The organism is Paraburkholderia sp. GAS348, assembly GCF_050434205.1.
In the GTDB taxonomy this organism is placed as follows: domain Bacteria; phylum Pseudomonadota; class Gammaproteobacteria; order Burkholderiales; family Burkholderiaceae; genus Paraburkholderia.
In genome coordinates this window covers 1-18,579 of record NZ_JBNPVT010000042.1, presented here as the reverse complement: position 1 = coordinate 18,579, position 18,579 = coordinate 1, and the positions used below count along the sequence as shown (strand labels likewise).

At 59.5% G+C, this 18,579-nt stretch carries 15 protein-coding genes, 1 tRNA gene and 1 pseudogene; 3 read left to right on the top strand and 14 right to left on the bottom strand.

The window, feature by feature from the left end; genetic code table 11:
* Positions 1-717: 717 nt before the first annotated feature.
* On the top strand, positions 718-1,122 hold the full coding sequence (locus P3T22_RS32330; protein ID WP_429327165.1) for a hypothetical protein: 405 nt from the start codon (positions 718-720) through the stop codon (positions 1,120-1,122).
* Between the two features lie 108 nt (positions 1,123-1,230).
* Here the strand turns inward: P3T22_RS32330 and P3T22_RS32325 are convergent, their stop codons facing one another.
* Together P3T22_RS32325 and P3T22_RS32320 are read right to left on the bottom strand one after the other, a co-directional pair.
* Positions 1,231-2,025, bottom strand: a complete 795-nt coding sequence (locus tag P3T22_RS32325; protein WP_429327164.1) for a DUF6710 family protein — start codon at positions 2,023-2,025, stop codon at positions 1,231-1,233.
* Positions 2,026-2,136: 111 nt separating this feature from the next.
* On the bottom strand, positions 2,137-2,355 hold the full coding sequence (locus P3T22_RS32320) for a helix-turn-helix domain-containing protein (protein ID WP_429327163.1): 219 nt from the start codon (positions 2,353-2,355) through the stop codon (positions 2,137-2,139).
* 147 nt (positions 2,356-2,502) lie between these two features.
* Here P3T22_RS32320 and P3T22_RS32315 point away from each other — a divergent pair, with 147 nt between their 5' ends.
* Positions 2,503-2,988, top strand: coding sequence for a hypothetical protein (locus P3T22_RS32315; RefSeq protein WP_429327162.1), 486 nt, complete (start codon positions 2,503-2,505; stop codon positions 2,986-2,988).
* Positions 2,989-3,094: 106 nt separating this feature from the next.
* Here the strand turns inward: P3T22_RS32315 and P3T22_RS32310 are convergent, their stop codons facing one another.
* The 4 genes from P3T22_RS32310 to P3T22_RS32295 all read right to left on the bottom strand — a co-directional run bounded on the left by P3T22_RS32310 (position 3,095) and on the right by P3T22_RS32295 (position 7,114).
* The gene (locus tag P3T22_RS32310) at positions 3,095-4,699 is read right to left on the bottom strand and encodes an FRG domain-containing protein (protein WP_429327161.1); all 1,605 of its coding nucleotides are present in this window, start codon (positions 4,697-4,699) and stop codon (positions 3,095-3,097) included.
* 467 nt (positions 4,700-5,166) lie between these two features.
* Positions 5,167-5,547, bottom strand: coding sequence for a hypothetical protein (locus tag P3T22_RS32305; RefSeq protein WP_429327160.1), 381 nt, complete (start codon positions 5,545-5,547; stop codon positions 5,167-5,169).
* Positions 5,548-5,658: 111 nt separating this feature from the next.
* Positions 5,659-6,138: a hypothetical protein gene (locus P3T22_RS32300; protein ID WP_429327159.1), complete on the bottom strand. Its 480-nt coding sequence runs from the start codon at positions 6,136-6,138 to the stop codon at positions 5,659-5,661.
* A gap of 352 nt (positions 6,139-6,490) precedes the next feature.
* Positions 6,491-7,114 (bottom strand): hypothetical protein, encoded by a 624-nt coding sequence (locus tag P3T22_RS32295; protein WP_429327158.1) that lies wholly within the window; start codon positions 7,112-7,114, stop codon positions 6,491-6,493.
* A 34-nt stretch (positions 7,115-7,148) separates the two neighbouring features.
* Here P3T22_RS32295 and P3T22_RS32290 point away from each other — a divergent pair, with 34 nt between their 5' ends.
* Complete coding sequence (locus tag P3T22_RS32290) at positions 7,149-7,694, top strand: transcriptional regulator (protein WP_429327157.1); 546 nt, start codon at positions 7,149-7,151, stop codon at positions 7,692-7,694.
* Between the two features lie 85 nt (positions 7,695-7,779).
* Here the strand turns inward: P3T22_RS32290 and P3T22_RS32285 are convergent, their stop codons facing one another.
* The 8 genes and pseudogenes from P3T22_RS32285 to P3T22_RS32250 all read right to left on the bottom strand — a co-directional run.
* Positions 7,780-8,088, bottom strand: coding sequence for a hypothetical protein (locus tag P3T22_RS32285; protein WP_429327156.1), 309 nt, complete (start codon positions 8,086-8,088; stop codon positions 7,780-7,782).
* 221 nt (positions 8,089-8,309) lie between these two features.
* The gene (locus P3T22_RS32280) at positions 8,310-9,533 is read right to left on the bottom strand and encodes a hypothetical protein (RefSeq protein ID WP_429327155.1); all 1,224 of its coding nucleotides are present in this window, start codon (positions 9,531-9,533) and stop codon (positions 8,310-8,312) included.
* A gap of 589 nt (positions 9,534-10,122) precedes the next feature.
* A complete protein-coding gene (locus P3T22_RS32275) occupies positions 10,123-11,916 on the bottom strand; it encodes a DUF6538 domain-containing protein (RefSeq protein WP_429327154.1) in 1,794 nt (597 codons plus the stop codon).
* Positions 11,917-11,941: 25 nt separating this feature from the next.
* Positions 11,942-12,032: transfer RNA gene (locus P3T22_RS32270), tRNA-Ser, on the bottom strand.
* Positions 12,033-12,092: 60 nt separating this feature from the next.
* Positions 12,093-14,111: a sodium:solute symporter family protein gene (locus P3T22_RS32265; RefSeq protein ID WP_063495375.1), complete on the bottom strand. Its 2,019-nt coding sequence runs from the start codon at positions 14,109-14,111 to the stop codon at positions 12,093-12,095.
* A 4-nt stretch (positions 14,112-14,115) separates the two neighbouring features.
* Positions 14,116-14,508 carry a DUF4212 domain-containing protein gene (locus tag P3T22_RS32260; RefSeq protein WP_429327153.1) on the bottom strand — a complete coding sequence of 131 codons (393 nt, stop codon included), beginning with the start codon at positions 14,506-14,508 and terminating at the stop codon, positions 14,116-14,118.
* A gap of 148 nt (positions 14,509-14,656) precedes the next feature.
* A complete protein-coding gene (gene acs / locus P3T22_RS32255) occupies positions 14,657-16,639 on the bottom strand; it encodes an acetate--CoA ligase (protein WP_063497854.1) in 1,983 nt (660 codons plus the stop codon).
* 786 nt (positions 16,640-17,425) lie between these two features.
* Positions 17,426-18,579, bottom strand: a pseudogene (locus tag P3T22_RS32250) (hypothetical protein); the annotation flags it as partial.

The following is an 18,579-nucleotide window of genomic DNA, read 5'->3' as shown; positions in this document are numbered from 1 at the left end:
TGTACTGTGCCCGCTTTGCCTTGCCTGTCATCGTTCTTCTCCTTGCTTGAGTTTACCTGCTCAGCAAGGGATTCGTTTTTCGGGGGCAAGCTCAAAGCCTGCACTGTACCTGTCGACATAGTCTCCGTCCTCCTCCCGCAGAATGCGCACGAACTGGGCGGCAAGCGACGCACGCCGTGGCGCGCCATAAGACTGTCGCCCCGGATTCGGACGAGCGATGCTCTAACGAGCTGATCAGCTGACGCGAATAAAATGCGCTAGCGTAGCGGCCATCCCGACTTTCGACACGGACGAACTGCATTGATAGTCGCTTTGTGAGTTGAAAAACAAAAAGCCGTTGAATCTCTTTTAGATTCAACGGCTTATCATTCATTTTTGGCGGAGAGACGGGGACAGCCTACCAGAACATCAAAATCCTATAAAAATCAGCAACTTGATCCTGTTGACGAAATATCAGTGTACCAGCAGCTGTGTACCAGTCAAGCTTGCAACCGGTTTCAAAATCACTGAACATCAACTCAATTATGTTCGTCACGTTGCGGCGCAAGCTAAAGGTGACCTTGCCCCCGTTCCGCGAATCCCATAAGGAATATTGAAAATCCATTTGACGACTACATACCTCTTGGGCCACAGAAGTTGCCGAGACCAACTGAACAGTGCGCGTGGGTTGTCGAACTCCCTTTTTGTCATGGATTCGAGGGATGGCCCGGTGTTGAGATGCTGGCTTTTCACCATGATCATCGTGTCGGGCAGCACTTTCTTGAAATGTTCGAAGGTGGGAAGCGGTTGTTTGCGCCAGACCCACTTGCTGACGTTGCCGAAGAGATTCTTGCTTGCGGTGAAATTCCGGTCGATCTTGTTGAAGCTGCTCTGAAGTCGTTCACGCACGATCCTTGTGGAATCCTTCCGAATGATCTACCGGCTGTGCGCAAGGAGATTTCCACCCTGGTCAGTCAAATAGGTTATAGACAGCTATTGACGGACCAGCACGTTGCCCCACTGCTCGCTGACGAAGAGTGGGTCGAGAAGATGCTTGGCACAGTCAAAGCCAAAGCTATTGCTGTGCGTCGTATGCGAATCCCCCAAGACGAGACTGAGCACAAGCGCGACATTGCGTCTTGATGTCAGCCCGTGCAATCGACGCTGTAGTACACATGGTCAGTGTGATCGTCAGCGCCGATTGCCTTCATTTCCGTCGGTCTCACTCCCATGACGTGCCACAGCACCCCCTTAAATCACGTCGAGAACCGGTTCAAAACGAGCCGTCCCGCGACGATTCGGAACCACACCGCGCGACTGCATAAGACGCCCTATTTCAAATACAGCAGCGATGCGTGGATCAATGACGCGCGCGATCACGCGACCAGTCTCGGTATCGCGGAAATACTGTCCATCGCAACGCACCCTACTCAGCAAAGCTGACATGTCGTACACGACCTCAGGCACCAATTCGCCTTCGCCCGCCACGATCCCTGCCGTCAATGAATGATTGCCGCCTCCAACAAACGCTATTCCCCACGGCAACCAGAGGGACAGATGGTGATTGGCAAAGTCCTGCTTCCATGGCCCGGAGGACTTTCCGTTGCCAATTCCAGCAAGCGCGTTTGCGATGCGTTGGCGGTTCCACGGCCAGGGCAGCACGACGTCGGTCGCGAGCCGAACGCGAAACTGATCTTTAGGAAGCTCGAATTCGTAAGGCTCGCTTTCGTAGAAGTTGCGGTCTTCAAAGAAAAAGGTTGGACCCTCGATATTTCCCGGTGCTTCGTGTGCCGCATTTTCCACTACACCAATCATCGCGGCAGCCTGAACCGGCCGCAGCACCAATTTCACTAGATCATGCAACGCTTCCGGATTTTGATCCGCAATAGCGCGGGCCATGTCCATGATATTTTCGAAAGGGCTTTTTCGCTTTGTGCGTTTCTGTGCTTTGAGCCAACGGAGCAACTTGAAGCTCCAACGTTCTATCGGACCCATCCCAATAGTTTGCGGGTCCACCGCCCCCAATTCCCCGACGCACTTGGTCATCCTTTTTCTTCTCCTTTCTTGTATGTCGCACCATCCGCCAGATTTCCGAAAATCTAGACCGAATCGGACCGCCCCTCTTGCAACCGGTTGCAATACGAGGGGAATACTACGTCAGCCAATTGCTTGCTCATCGAAGCGGGCGCGCAGGCGCATGACCGTTTGGCGGCTTGTATCCAATTCGCGGGCAATTGCGGCAATGGACCGCCCTTCCGCAAGCCGCGTGCGCGCCAGTTCCTCCTGCCTATCGCCGAGCGCACGGGGCCGACCCAACAGCTTGCCAGCACCATGCGCTCGGGCGAGGCCGGCGGCGGTAGGGATACGCCGCCCCATTGGCGACGCATCCTCCAGGTAACTTGTCGGAGTTTTTTGTTTCCTCCGCATCCTAAAGCGAATCGATATCCCCACCTATCGCTGCGCCTGGCCGCGCTATTCCACGGACATTATTGGAGTGCTGCGGGTCTTGCGATCGCAGGCTTAATGACTGGCGCCACATTTCTGTTGGGCTTTGATAGCGTTCAGAGCTCACTTCTAGGACTCCTCGGAACGGTCCTGTTCGCTGCTGCCGGCTGGGCTGCGCTCGTGACGGAGTCACCGGGCTTTGACGTCGAGGGGCAAACGGTCGAAGTTGCAGTTGCAATGGATGTGTTGACTGCGGACGCAATTTCGCATCGGAATTGGAGTTCCCCGGAGTTGCAACAGGCCGCAAACCGAGCGGTGAAGATTTGCATGCTTCAAGGTGGCGCACTGGATCAAATGGACGCAACGGTTGCCGGAATGAAGACGATCTACTACGGACCGGGCGAGACATTGGCCGATGCGTCGATTGATTTGGCCCAGCGCAAGCCGGACACGCCTGATTGCCTGGCGACATTCAGACAGCTCTATGCTGCTGACCCGACCATTTTCCCGGACATCTCAACCGAACATAGAGCGTGGCTGCGTAAGCACAATATTGGGACTTGACTACCCGGAAGGCACACCGGTTCCTCGGCCTCGAAACGAACCTACGCTATCAGAAGGCAGTTTGAGTAGCCGCCGAAAAGCGCTGAGGCTTGCGCAAGATTCTGGTTCAGGGCAACCCGAAGACGTCCAGCCTAGCGGGATTGAAATGAACCAACGATCGCCCGCAGGCCAATTGCGAAGGAATCAGCTCGCGCCCGAACAGCTTAGCGAAGCCGGGGAAGTCCAGCATCCGCTGCGGCAGACGGCAGAGGCGCAAGGCAGCGCCGGGGTTGCTGGCCGACGTGTCCGAGGACCGCGCTTTGGCCCATGCCGGGCTGATGACCTGGCGCAGGCGCTCCGCGGAACAGTAGCCCCGCGACCCGGTGTCGCCTCTTGCGCCAAATTCAACTTCCATAGCATCGGAGCACAAAGCTCGGAATGCTTCGCGAATCTCGCTACCATCACGCGACAGGCAACCTGGCTGAGCGCACAGTTCAAGCAGGGCGCCGCAAGCGAAGGCGATGTCCTCGTCGGTGTAGGGAAGGCGTCGCATGCCGTTCCATGCTTCGCGCACCAGTGCCTCCAGCCGCTCACGGTTCACCGCATCCGGCAGGCCCAGCAACTCCCATTGCACCGCACGCCGGCGCAACGAGGTGTCGTGGCGTATCGCGGTGGAAATGCCGTAGGCAAGTTGCTTGCCCGGTAACGGCACGTTGGAGCCGTTTCGCAGGGTGATGGTCTGTCGGAGGCCCACCGCCTCGTGGAACGATTCGGCCGGCATTTCCAGCCAGGACTTCAGGACCTCCTCGCTCCAGCTCGGCAGCTCCTGCGGTGGGGTGTCGAACACGACGGCGTCGTATCCGTTCGAACGGATGATAATCTGTTTGAACACCGGCTGGCCGGATGCCACCCGCTCGTGTTGTTCTCGCAGGAAATTCTCACGGTTCAGGTCACGACGTTCGTCTTCGAAATAGTTGTCCAGCAACTGTTCCAAGAAACTACGGTGTTCAGGATAGATCCGGTTCTTCGGCGGGAACGAGGGATATCCGGTCCAGGGGAACTCGATCCGGTCCAAGTCATAGAAGCGGTACCAGTCGTGGTTGGCGAATACGAAATGGCCGGCCTGGGCCTGAAGTCGCCACAGGTTATCGACGTTTACCGAGACTAGGTCGATCTGCAACTGTTCTGACTCCTCGTTGCAGTGCGGCGTTATGTACTCATCATAGAAGCGACGCAGGTCAGTCGTATCCAGGCAAAAAATGGCCGAGGGGGTCCCCGGCGCCGGTGGCTCCTTGCAATCGGAAGCAAAGAAGCCCGCGATTCCGGGTTCAGTGCTGAAATCGATGTAGCAGGTTGGGAAGCCGTAATGCTGAAGTACCGCGAACAACTGATCACGATTCACGGGATCGGCGAGATAGCTCAGTGAGCGTACTGTGCGCGCCCAACCCAGGAAGCGCATCAGTCGTTGCTCCAGAAGCTCCGGCGACTCGCCTTGCCGGATGGCCCGCTCCATCGACGATGCTGGCGTCCAATTGGCCTGCAGTTGACCCCGGAACCAATCGTACCGGCCCTCTTCCTTGAAACAAAGAGCCAGATCGACAGCCTCTTCCACGGTGTTGACGACATGTCGTTGCACGTTTGGTGTTCCCCCTTTTGAAGACGGATTCTCCCATGTTCGGTAGCCGCCGTAAGCGAAAAGACGCACCACTTCGTGGCTTTGTGGCCGGAACATGACGCCCCATTGCGCCTGGCAGACACTGCCACAGAACAATGAGGTGTCGCCTGCGACGGGTCCGTGACGGCCGAGCGAACTACAGGCAGCGTCCGTGGTGGTTCGAGAGCTCCAGCTCGGCGCAGACGCCGCCATCCGCCGTTACCTGCGGAATGTCACAAACCTGGTCTGAAGCGGTCAGCTATCCCACCGCATCGAAAGTCGGCCCCTGGCCGAACTGGGACCGACGCGCGGCGCGCTGTAGTCTAGCCACACCCAAAACCGTAGCGAAGTCTGCTGCGCTGCTGGGCAAAAACTCGATTGATCGGCCCAGCTCCATGTCCGAAAACGATGAGCAAAACATTAGGAGGGTGTCGCGGGCGCTGGGCAGGCTTTTAGACATCTCGTCGGTAGATGTTCAAAAACGGACGATTTTGGACAAGTCATCGAACGGCTGGTCGGTAGACTAGCCTCGGCCGTCTCGTTCCTTAGAACTGCGCGCCCGGCGCTGCCTTCACAACCGAACAACGGCCGTTAGTCTGATCAGGCAAACCTGAGTAGGTCTCTGTAATGGCCAGAGTGACCCGGTTGATTGAATGCGCAATGCTGCCTGCTGAAAAATCCAGTGAATCCGGTGTTTCGTGTGCGCGGTCGTGGCGCCTTATTCCAACGTTGATGAGGTCATAGCTGACGGTTCCGGCTTGATCGTCATACGCATAGTCGAAATGTCGCGCAGGACCGTTCGATCCCGCTTCTAGATCACACGAAAAAAAAGTCACTTTCGCGAGGCAACCAGTCGAGGCGCCCAGCAATGCGGCAGTGAAGCTGGCAGCAAGCAATCGAGGGAAAAGAACTTTGGTCAATCTCATCGTGTTGCTCCGTAGTTTGAGATGTCGTCGTGGTAATGAGGCTGTAGCAGGCAGGTCGGCCCACCTGTGATGTGGTGCACTGGCGGCAGACCTAACCTGTGCCGCACCGGTTCATCGGCGGTCGAATTCGTTTTCGGGGACGACGACCCATTCCGGATGCGGCGCGTGTTCGAGCAAGTGGACGACATCACAACCTCGATCGGCGATCGAGACGCCGCCATCAGGTGAAAGAGTCTTGGCCCACGTGTCGGGCAAAGCCTCGTTAGCGAGAAAGTCGGTCCACGCTCTCGAAAAGCGAGCGCGCGTGTGAATCAGCGTGTGTGCGCGCTTCGAGACGGGGTATGCGGTCCACGGCCGCAAATAGTCCTCGTCGTGCAGTCCCACGCCGCCAGCCGTGCCCGTGACCGAACACACGTCGTCGTAGTGAAGCCACCCGTTCTGTCGGTAGAAGCGGTTCAGTTGCCAGCCCCGGATGCGAGCACCCCCGCTGAACCCGTTATACGGCCGCGTGACTGGCCAGCGCCACTGGGGCAGGCGGAACACCGTCTGCGGATTGTCGAAGGCAAGCGTGACGAACTGGAAGCGATGCACGACGGGTTCAATGTCACCACGGCCTCCCCAGCGACAAATACTGCCAGTCGCGCCGTCGTGAGTTTCATGAATGGTGATGCGTTGCCTAGGCATATAGGTAAAGGAGTTCAGGTTGTGGGCCTGTCCGTCAGGCACGTGCAACCGGTTTCAAAAACAGGCACAGAAGCAATCCGACGAACTCTTCTGCCTGTCATTGCTCAGCTGTTGCCTATAGGCAGCCTTTTGCTGCTTTCTCCTGAGCCCGGAGTTCGAGCGGGGGCTCCGTCGGTTCGACGTGTTCGCCAGTCGCCGTACTGGCGACATCGAGGAGCGCCCCTGGGTGACTCCACACCCGGGAACCAACCTGCAAATATCAAAGCTTCGACGCCGCGCCGTTTTCCTTCGCGTGCATTTCGTCCACGAAGACCTTCATAAGTGCCTTGGCATCCACGGTGACCACAGACTGGTCGATCTGGCCGTATCGCTGACGTAGTCGAATGCTCACGCGAGGGCCGTCCCATTCGTTCTCCTCCGAGATCAATTCGGCCCCAGCCATACTCTGGACGGAAGCGACAGATGTCTTGGTCGGCGGCCCGTAGCGAGTAACCAGCATGCGCTTGAGTGCGTCGTAGTTATCAGCCGGGGTCTTTAGCGTAACGGAGGCAACCTTGCCGTCCTGCAACAGGATCGAGTCGCTGTAGGGGATACCGAGGTTAGGGCCAAACCAAACGTCTCTTACGCGGTCACCATCAGCGCCTTGGAGGCACGCCGCCCCCGTGGCCGCGAATTCACGGACGCTCGCGGGGCACGTTGGGATATCACTGCGCAGCGGCTTTCCCAAGTCGAACCCGAGAAATGATGTGGGCTCCTTGTCCCAGACGGCGGCCGGGGGTGATCCCTTTTTCGTCGGCGTCTTGGCTAGGACGCCAGTTGAGGCACACGCCAGAATCATCCCAAGAGTAACCGCGTATTTCCGTGTGGTCGATGTGAATGCCATTCTCTTCTCAATTTGTTGTATGCAAGGCTTGCCAATGTCCGTGCGCGCCGCTGTGCAACCGGTTTCAAAATCCAACGACACCTGGCACGCGCGAGGTCACTTTAAACCACACGGTTCGTCTCATCAACTTTCTGGTTCTCTGCTGGGCGGGTGTTTATCGCATCCTCGCCGCATGCGAGAACTGGACGACAAGCAAGCGTTTTCAAAGCGCCTCAAACAAGCACTGCGGCGAAGCCCCAAGCCGGCCGCCACCGCGTCTGAACTCGCCGTGCAGTTCAACCTTCGCTATCTTGGCGAGCCAATCACGCCGCAGGCCGCGCAAAAATGGCTGACCGGCAAGGCTCGGCCGACCGCCAACAAGATCAGAACGTTGGCGGAATGGCTCGATGTGCCCGAGACTTGGCTCCGTTTCGGCGTCAAGGTGCCCAGCGAGGGTCGGGCGAAGCACCGGCCGCGCGAATCAGACAATTCGGTGCTAACAACGCAGGAAGTGGACCTGATCCGGTGCTTTCGACAACTACCTGAGCACCGGCAACGCCTGATACGAGAACTTGTTGAAGACCTGGCGCTTGATGGTTGAAGGCGAGGCACTCCGCGATACCGCCGCGACCGAAGCCGGCACCGCGCGGTTGCGGTCAGCCAACGGGCCAGACAGGCACGACGGGTTATGAACGGTCCGGACGCTTCCTTTGACGGATAGCCGGCGTTCCCGCATGTCGTTCATTGGCTGACACCGACGGCTCAGCAGCGATACCCGGCCGGCTTCGGGTCGTCTCATGGCCGGTGCGCCAGTGAATCTCTTCAATGACTGCTGTGGCGAGATACGAAGCGTACCTCTCCTTGTACTCGTAAGCGATTGCGTCATCGACACACTTGTCATCTAACGAAGTGACCTCTTGCCTGTCCCGAGCGAGGACGGCCTGCTCGGCGTCCCCCAGTGCCATGACATGCGCCCAGTTCTCGATTTCGGCCATCTCGGTACGCCGACGAGGCGGATCATCCAGGCGCTCGATCAACCATCCGCGATACAAACGCGACTCCCCCGTCTGCCTTGGCAACGCAGCAGCCAAGCTCCGCACGCCTACGTTAAGCGCTTGCGCCGCAGATGCAATGCTATCCGATTCGTATGCCCGGCTTGCGTCGTCCGGGGCAGTAAAACGAACACGCACGCGATTTCGCATTTCTCCTCCAGCAACTATGCGGCCTGCTCCGTCTTCTCGTGATGGAACTGCGCAAGAAGCGAATCGAAGACCTCGGGATAATCACAAAGATGCGTCACTCGGTTCCACATCTCATGGGTACTATTTGCAGCGGCAAAAAGCAGGAACCGCCGCTGGTCCACTTCGGTGCAGACGTCGTAATCGCGGAGCACGGGGACCAATATCTCCGCCTGCCTACGCTCCTCGCTGTTCCGAAGCATGTAGTGCTCGGCATAGTCAGGATCACGTCGGCGAACACCAGCGCGCCAGACACGCCGAAGCCACACGAGGGGCACGTCTCGTCTTAAATCGTGCAGGGCCCGATTTGGTACAAGGTTTTCGATATGCTGATCAGTCGAGTCGGGCACGCTCGCCGACGCCACCACGCCGCCCTGTCCCACGACACCGATCGTTTGTCTTCGCGGCCGCTGACCTCGAACTTTCGAAAGCGCCGCCTCTGCCGTGTTCAGTCTAAAAACTGACGGCAGCCCCGGTCGATGCCTGATCGACACGAACTCGTCCTCAGCCAGTTCACCAAATGCCTTCTTCAACGTGGTGCGGCCGAGTTTGATCGCCGGAAAGATCAATCTACCCTGGCGACTCCGCTTTCCTTCAAGCAGGTCGTCCCAGCTAGCAAATCGGTCGGGATATTGCTTCGTGACAGTGGATCGGAGCGAGTAAACGCACCAGAGCGCGCAGGCAAACTGGGATGCCGTCAGATGCCCGCCGTGGTCAACAAGGCGCTCGTATTCCAGCACAATCGTGAGGGCGTCAATGTCTCCATAAACTGCATCGCTCCTCTTTTCAGTCGCCGCAGTAAGAAAATCTTCGGAAGGGGAGTATTCGTTAGGCCGGCCGCTACAACGCCCAGTCCTCTCGCACTCAAACCATCCCAGGTCCACGATAGTGTCGCGTACGCGCTGCGTGGTACGTACCGATGCGCCGTTTGGCGGGGCGATCAACCGGGGGGCCACCCTGCCTCGCGAACTACGATGTGCGCCATGCGCGTAAGAGGTCTTGCGCATGCCGACTGTGAAGCGTAGGAGATACAGCAATTCGCGCACGACGATAGGCGGGTGGTGAGGGGCGATGTCACGCGCAACATAGTCGTACACGTTGCGCTGATCGACTGCGCTAAGGCCGGACCGGGCGAGCGGGCGCACACGGTAGCCATTATCAATGTATTCGGCGATGGTTTCGAAGCGGGTTGCGGTACTCATGATGGGCTTTAGTCATTGTCATTTTCGCCCGTCTTCGTCATACTGACCGGGCTTAAAAAGATATTTGCCCGATAGGATCGTGAGTCCGACTCGGGCTTTTTTTTGCCTGCGATAAGTCCAAGCAGGGCGCACTCATCCTATCGCCCTGCGGATAATGAGCACAAGAAAATTTAGTTGAAACCAGTTTCAAAATTTCATCTGCATTGAGATTTGTTTGAATGGCGGAGCAAAGCGGAGCCATTCTTCGGGATGCGAAGCATCCGGATTTTTCTTTTAAAGGAAAGAGCCGTGCGAGCGGCGAAAGCTGCGACGCACAGTCATGTGTCTTTCTATTAGGCATGTGTAGTTCTAGGATGCGTTTTTCTTGGGGTCGCCGGTGACGCAACTTTCGCTATCACTTCTGACGTAGGTTCGGCAGTATAGACGGTCGCGTGTGACGTAACTTGTAGCCGGCCAAATTGGCCGAACGGTCTCACAGACCAGGCTGAGTGGTCCCACAGACCACCCAGCGGCGAATAGACGACTCACCCCGTTACGAACGCGGGCACGGCGCTGCGATTGTCCAGCCGCGCGCCGCCGTGCTCTCGGTTTATCCGTCGTTACGCTCCCGCTGCAACGGGAGCAGTCGTTCGACGGCAGGGAAACGAATCTTGGCAAGCTCGGAGGCCTTGCGGCTTAGTGTGTAGCCTTTCCCGTAGTCCTCGCTTGTGGAGTCGCCGCCGTCGGACCAACCGCCCAATGCCTGAGCTACGTCACGCGGGATGTCGGCCGCGCGAGCAGCGTCTCTGAAGCCATGCCGGAACGAGTGGAAGGCAAGCCGGCTGTCGGTCACGCCGCACTTATCGCAGAACCGGCCGAACCATTTTGAGAAATTGTCGGAATAGTAGCCCGTGGCGCTTTTCGTCAAGCTCGGGAACAAGCGCGCATGTCCCGCCTTGCGCGTCGCTTCAACGTACTCGACGAACCCAAGCTGCTGAAGAACCGGGTGAATGGGAATGACGCGCTCCGAGTTCCGGGTCTTTAGGTGCTTTTCCTCGTCAGCGGTGCTTTCTTCCCGGATGTGGAGGAACGGAATGCCATCTGTCACGCCAGCGTCTGCTACTTCCAGTTGGCATAGCTCGTTCATCCGCGCGCCATGGTAGAGCGCGAGCAATGGCACCCAGTGTCGCCCCAGCAACTTGGGGGCAAGACGACGATATGGCTCACGAAACAGATCGGCGGAGAACAGCTTTACAAGGTCGGCATCACTGAACGGCTGGCGGCCCTCGTCCTTGCTGCGCTTCTCTTGCAGCGGCTGCAACCCGGCGGCAGGCGTTCTTTCGATGAGGTGCTCCCGGACCGCCCAACTAAAGAAGCTCGAAAAATTGCCAAGCTGGACTTCGGCCGTCTTCGCAGAAATCGGCGGGAGGCCGCTCTTTTCGGCGTGCTGTGCGGCTTGCACCAGCGTCATGCCCGGAAACCGCTTCGTCGCATTCGTCGGCAAATGCGCGAACACTTGCTGCACTTTTCGGGCGTGCTCTCGGGTCACCGCACTCAACAGCGAGTCGCCACCGACGATCTCCCGTAGCAGCTTGAAACTATGCTGATAGCCATTGAGGTTTTTCTTGCTGAGCTTCGAGCGCTGCGTGTCGTTCTCGAATAGCCTGATCGCCTCGTCGATCGTGATGCCGTTCGGGACGGTATCCGCACCCGCACGCGCGACGCCCTCATAGGAGCCCGCTACGGGCCGATAGAGGGGGTCTTCGATTGCATCGTAGAGCCGACCATCGACCAAGAACCGACGGCTCCTGTTGAGGCACTCGATTTCGCCACGGACCATGAACTGTGCCAGAACTTCGACGCTGCTCCCCGACGGCTCGGCATACCCGGCTGCCGCGAGCAGGCCGCGCGCCTGATGCAGGTACTCGCCAAACGTCGCTTCGTCAGGTGGTGTCAAACGGGCGAGTTCGGGATCGATGTTGCACAACGCGTCCTCGGCGGTCATTCCGGCCGGGGTCGGCTTCCAGAGGGAATCACCCGTGGCACGCCAGCGTGGGGCGAACCACGCGCGGGCAATTTGCTCAAGGACGCCACGACCGACTTCCTCGGCAGGTGCACCGACGGCGTCCGCGATATTGGTCGCTGCTGCAAGCTGTTTGTGGATTTCAATGAGTGCGGCGGGCAGTTTTGCGCGGGCCTCATCCAGATTCTTGGTATCCAAGCTTATCTTGATTTCGCGCTTGCCAACGCCGTCTACAAGCAGCTTGGGCACACGCTTGCGCGCATAGTAGGTGCCATCTCGGCGCACCAGTCCCGGTGTTTTTTTCATGTTCTCCGAGTCCGTTGTGTACCACTCTTCGTGGACCGCAGGAATCGAAGCCATTGATTTTTCGGGATTTTCCAAGCTGCTCAAGCACTTGGGTGAAGACTGGCGGAGAGACGGGGATTCGAACCCCGGATAGGTTATTAACCTATACACGCTTTCCAGGCGTGCGACTTAAACCGCTCATCCATCTCTCCGGCGGGGAGCCGAATTATAGCAAACTTCGCGCCCTGCGCCACACTCATGCGCAAAACCGCCTAAGGATGCCGGATGTAGTCCACCAGCGCCCTCGTATAGGCGTCCGGTTTCCGGTCGACCAGACTCACTCCAATCGCCACCAGAAACCCCGCCGGCACGCCGAACACGCCTGAGCTGATCGGCTCGATCCCGAACCACCGTGCGCCCGCGAAACCCGTCATCTGCGTGAAGAACGGATACGTCGACACGATGTAATAAATGCACACCACCAGCCCCGCCACCATGCCCGCCACCGCCCCGAGCCGCGTGGTGCGCTTCCAGAACACGCCCAGCACCAGCACCGGAAACAGGCTCGAAGCCGCCAGTGAAAACGCCGCCCCCACCAGAAACAGAATATTCCCCGTATTCAGCGACGCCACATACGAGGCGAACAACGCCACCCCAAGCAACAAAATCTTCGAGATCGTCACGCGCCGCTGGCTCGATGCGGCCGGATCGACCATGTGGTAGTAGACGTCGTGCGATAGCGCATTAGCGATGGTCAGCAGCAAGCCATCCGCGGTTGAAAGCGCCGCAGCCAGCGCACCGGCCGCGATCAGCCCTGACATCACATACGGCAGGCCCGCGATCTCGGGCGCGGCGAGCACGACCATATCCGGCTGCATCTGGATCTCGCTCCAGCGCACGATGCCGTCGCCATTCGTATCGGCAAGGCTGATCAGACTCGGCTCGACCTTGCGCCACTGCGTGAGCCACTGCGGCAAATCGGCAAAGTGATGACCGACCAGGTTGGTCAATATCTCGTACTTGATCAGCACCGCCAGCACGGGCACCGTCAGATAGAACAGCGCGACGAAGAACAACGTCCAGCCAACCGAGCGTCGCGCTGAAGCCACCGAGGTCGTCGTGTTGTAGCGCGTCAGGATGTGCGGCAGGCTGGCCGTGCCAAGCGACAGGCACAGCAGCAGCGACAGGAAATTGCGTTCATGGGTGCGCCGGTCTTCTTCGCTTGTGACAGGAAACGGCTCGTGCATCGGCACCGGCGCGGCCGCGCGCATCAGCATCTCGTCGCGGCGTTGGGTCCAGACGATCTGTGCGGCGGCGGCATCGCGTGGAAATTGTTCGAGCGCCCGCTCGCGTTCCTTGATCTCGCGCAGCGGGCCATTGTGGCGGCGCAAGTCCGCGACTTCCTGGGTGAGGCGCAGCTTCTCGTCAACGAACGATTGCGGCAACGTATCGAGCCGCATCTGCATCAGCGCGGCGCGCTGTCGATAATCGTCGCGTACGGTCTGCTCGAGCGGCGCGTCGCGCACCTGCTTTTCCAGGCCTTCGACGCGTTCCATCAAGCGGCCGTAATTGAACTGCGGCACCCAGCCGAGGCCATCCTTATGCGCGATCATCGACACGGGAATCAGAATCGCCGCGATCAGGATGATGTATTGCGCGACCTGGGTCCACGTCACGGCACGCATGCCGCCCAGAAACGAACACACGAGAATGCCCGCGAGTCCGCAGAAAATGCCGACCGCGAAATCCACGCCGATAAAACGCGTCGCGATCAAACCGACGCCCTGAATCTGCGCAACCAGATAGACGAACGAGCACAGGATCGCCGCTAACGCAGCGAGTCCACGCACCGCGTTGCTCGAAAAGCGCGTGCCGAGAAAGTCGGGAATCGTGTAGCGCGCGAGTTTGCGCACGTACGGCGCAAGCAGGAACGCGACGAGGCAATAGCCGCCGGTCCAGCCCATCAGGTACGCGAGACCGTCATATCCGGTCGCATAGATCGACCCGGCAAGGCCGATGAACGATGCTGCGGACAACCAGTCGGCCGCTGTCGCCATGCCGTTGAAGAAGGACGGCACGCGCCGCCCGGCTACGTAGTATTCGACGAGGTCGGAAGTACGCGATAGCAACCCGATCACCGCATACACCGCGATCGGCACGAACAGGAACACATAGCCGATCCACACACCGGAGCCGGTGACCCGCTCAATGCGCCACATCACATAGATGAATAGCAGGAAGCCGAGCGTATAGAGCGCGTATGAGCGGATCAGCCGGTTCGTGAGCTTCATCGGTTCAGCTTCCGCGCGCAGCGGGCGCGGTGGAATTGGCACTGGCATTGCTGGCACTGCTGGCACTAGCATCCGCATCGAAAGCGCGTTGCAGACGGCGATCGGCGCGCTGCATCAGCACGATATAAACGACGATCAACGCGACGTAGATCAGAATCGCCCCTTGCGCACCGAAGTAGAACGGCAATCTGAAACCGATGAAGCGCACCTGCTCCAACGCCGGCGCGAACAGCGGCAAAACGAACGACACCACGAAGCCCACCGTCATCAGCGTCGCGATCAACGCAAGATTGAAGCGCCAGTACTCCTGATGCGCGCGCGCCATCGCTGCCGAGACCGCAGGGGGTTCGGGCGCGGGATTGAGTGTAGCGTGAGAGGTGGGGTGCGGCGCAGCCATGCGCCTATGTATCAAAAAGCCACCGGGCAGGCAATCGGGATTGTCCGCGCGGTGGCCTTTACTGCCTGACTTAAGTGGTCGATACCTGGGCCCGCTCAAAGGCACATCAGTCGACATACCCTTGCTGCAAACCCAGGCCAACCTAAGCTCAGAGCGACTCGCCGAGCTGATCGAGAATTGCCGGGTTCTCCAGCGTGGACACGTCCTGCGTGATCTCTTCGCCCTTCGCGAGCGAGCGCAACAGGCGGCGCATGATCTTGCCCGAACGCGTCTTCGGCAGATTCTCGCCGAAGCGGATGTCCTTCGGCTTGGCGATCGGACCGATCTCCTTGGCGACCCAGTTGCGCAGTTCGTTGGCGAGCTTCACCGCTTCTTCGCCTTCAGGACGCGCGCGCTTGAGCACGACGAACGCGCACACGGCTTCGCCGGTGGTCGCATCGGGACGGCCCACCACGGCCGCTTCAGCCACGATCGGGTTCGACACCAGCGCCGATTCGATCTCCATCGTGCCGAGGCGGTGGCCGGACACATTGAGCACGTCGTCGATGCGGCCCATGATCGTGAAGTAGCCGGTTTCCTTGTCGCGTACCGCACCGTCGCCGGCGAGATAGAGCTTGCCGCCGAGTTCTTCGGGGAAGTAGCTCTTCTGGTAGCGCTCCGGATCGCCCCACACATTGCGCAGCATCGACGGCCACGGGCGCTTGATCACCAGAATACCGCCCTGCCCGTTGGGCACGTCCTGGCCGGTTTCATCGACCACAGCCGCCATGATGCCTGGCAGCGGCAGCGTGCACGAGCCCGGCACCAAAGGCGTCGCGCCCGGCAGCGGCGTGATCATGTGGCCGCCGGTTTCGGTTTGCCACCACGTATCGACGATCGGGCAACGGCCGCCGCCGACGTTCTCGTGATACCACACCCACGCTTCCGGATTGATCGGCTCGCCGACCGTGCCGATGATGCGCAGCGTCGACAGGTCGTAGCTCTTCGGATGCACTTTCTGGTCCGCTTCCGCGGCCTTGATCAGCGAGCGGATCGCGGTCGGCGCCGTGTAGAACAGCGAGACCTTGTGCTTGGCGATCATGTCCCAGAAGCGGCCGGCGTTCGGATAGGTCGGCACGCCTTCGAACACGACCTGAGTGCCGCCGAGCGTCAACGGACCATACGTAATGTAGCTGTGGCCGGTGATCCAGCCGATGTCGGCGGTACACCAGAACACATCCGTGGGCCTCCAGTCGAAAGTCCACTTCAGCGTCTGCGCGGCCCACAGCAGATAGCCGCCGGTGCTGTGCTGCACGCCCTTCGGCTTGCCGGTCGAACCCGACGTATACAGGATGAAAAGCGGATGCTCGGCGCCGACCCACTCGGGCGCGCATTGATCCGATTCGGCCTGCGCGAGTTCGTGCATCCACAGATCGCGGCTATCGTTCCATGCGATCTTGCCGCCGGTGCGCTGGTAGACGATCACGCTCTTCACCGCATCGCAGCCGCCCATGGCGAGGGCTTCGTCGGCGATGTTTTTCAGCGGCAATGCCTTGCCGCCGCGCATCTGTTCGTCGGACGTAACGAGCGCGACGGCGCCCACATCCACCAGGCGCTCGTTGAGCGACTTCGACGAAAAGCCGCCGAACACCACCGAATGCGTGGCGCCGATCCGCGCGCACGCCTGCATCGCGACGATGCCTTCGATCGACATCGGCATGTAAATCACGACGCGATCGCCCTTCTTCACGCCGCGTTTTTTCAGCGCGTTCGCAAAGCGCGACACGCGTTGCAGCAGGTCGTTATAGGTGACGTTGGTGACGGTGCCGTCGTCCGCTTCGAAGATGATCGCAACGCGCTCGCCATTGCCGGCTTCGACATGACGGTCGATGCTGTTATACGACGCGTTCAGCAGGCCGTCTTCGAACCACGTGTAGAACGGCGCCTTCGATTCGTCGAGCACCTTGGTGAAGGGCTTGTTCCAGCTTAGCGTCTCGCGAGCGAGGCGCCCCCAGAAACCCTCGTAATCGCGCTCCGCTTCGGCGGCAAGCGCCCGGTATGCGTCCATACCGGAGATAGTCGCGCCAGCCGCTGCTTCAGCGGAGGGCGGGAAAACACGGCGTTCCTGAAGAACCGATTCAATCGCAGACATCGACAACCCCTTGGTGAAGATGAAACGTAAAACCTGTGCCGGCGCGCAGGTGGCGCGCCTGTCGTGCGGCGCGTAATGACGCGGCGCGTGTCTCCTGATCCACGGACAACGGAGGCGCGCATGCGGCACTTCGTCATCTGTGCAACCCGTTGCCAGATTGCAGCCAGGATAACGCCAGCAACTTACCTGTCACTTACACCGGTTGCTCTGCCCTTGAATTGACTCGCGCCCGCAGCTTTCCCATGTTAACTGAAGCGCTCACGTCCTGTCATGAACTTCGCCCTGGCACGGTATGCAACGCGTCGTCATACAAGAATGACACCCAGGGTTGTACCTGGGGTGGTCTCCCATGCATGCATCACGATTGATGCCCATCCGCGAGCCCCGGATCGCGCGGGCTCTTTACCCTGCATGGAACAGGAGCACTGATATGACAACTTCCACTGGCTGGCACTGCCAGCGTCACACTGACCGAGCAGCGTCGCGACTCGCCCTGCGACACCTTCCCGCTTCCCGACGCGCCGCCGCCTGTGCAGCGGCAGCCGGCGATTGTTCGACGCATACGACACGAAGACGCTGTCCAACTGGAATCATCTGTCGAGGAACAACGACGAGAACGAGCAGAACGTCGTGCGGCTTCGTGCCGCGACGACCCAAACCCATTCCCCCTTCAGAAGCGATCTGATACACGCGCTGCGACGAGATCCCCAACTCTCCGGCGATAGCTGCATGCCTCATATGCTGACGCAGCAGCTCAATAGCACGTTCGAGTTTGTGTCATGGACTTCACCCCGGCTGGTTTGGATCGCCATGCGCAGGTGGTGGTGGCTCGTCGGGGGCCGGCCGCGGCGGGATCTGGAGCGAAGGTGATCTGGTCGGCTGGAGCGGTGTATAGGTGGGCGACGTAGCCGGTGGATAGACCAGTTCCTGCACACCCGTGTGGATGTTCTTTGCGTAGGTAGGCGTGGTAATCGGGACCTCGGCCAGACGCACGCCGATACGGGGAACCGTCGTTCCATCCCGAGATGTTGCCGTAGCAATTTCCTCAACTCTGAATACTGTGTTCGGCCGGAATAGCCATTCGCGTTCGCCTTTGGCCAAAGTGGTGATGTTGACCAGGAAGGGCGTCGCCGACTTCGACTGAATGTCGTAAAGCGCGAATGCACTTCCGGGTCCCGCGTCCTCTGTCATCTCGTTATGCAACAGCGTCGAGAACGGGTAGAAGTTCTCACTGGATGCGGACATGAAAGCTGGCGAATTGGTCACATAGTCGCCCGGTGCAAACTTGCTTGCATAGTCGGAGCGAACGTCGGCGATGCGAAGCAGGCGGCTTTCGTCGGAGGGCTTCGGTAGCCCGCCCAGACCAGCCTGTAACGCCTGGGCGCGTATGGTGGTGTCGGCCTCATGGGTGCGACTGCGTAACTCCAGATTGAGCTCGAAATTGATACCTTCGTAGGAACTGTCCGATGAGTAGCCGGCACTCGTATCCAGATGCGTCCAGGCTCTGAGGGCTTGTCGTTGTGCGATGGGAAGACGGTCGAATGCGGTACGGTACTTTTGGGTGAACTCCGTGTCGTCGAGTAAGCGATCCGCTGCGGATGTCCACGTCGACGGATTGAGCGTTTGCAGCATCTCGGTGGAGGGGGGCGTGCCGGTCGACGTCGAGATCTGGTAGGCCCGCTCGAACGGCTGGGGCCGCTGGAGTCCGGACGGCCCCGCGCCTGCCGGATTCATACCGCCCCTGAGGCCGACATCGTTGTGGACCTGCCAGTTGCCCTGGGCATCGAGCCTGACCGGATACTGAGGCCGGTACGCGTTATCGGCCTGCCAGACGCGCCACGTGCCGTTGTCTTTGTCGAAACGCGCGGGGTAGGTCTTCCCGCCACTGGTGATGTAGTAGTGCCCGTCGTTGTCCGCCAGCACCCCCTGCTGTCCCGGGG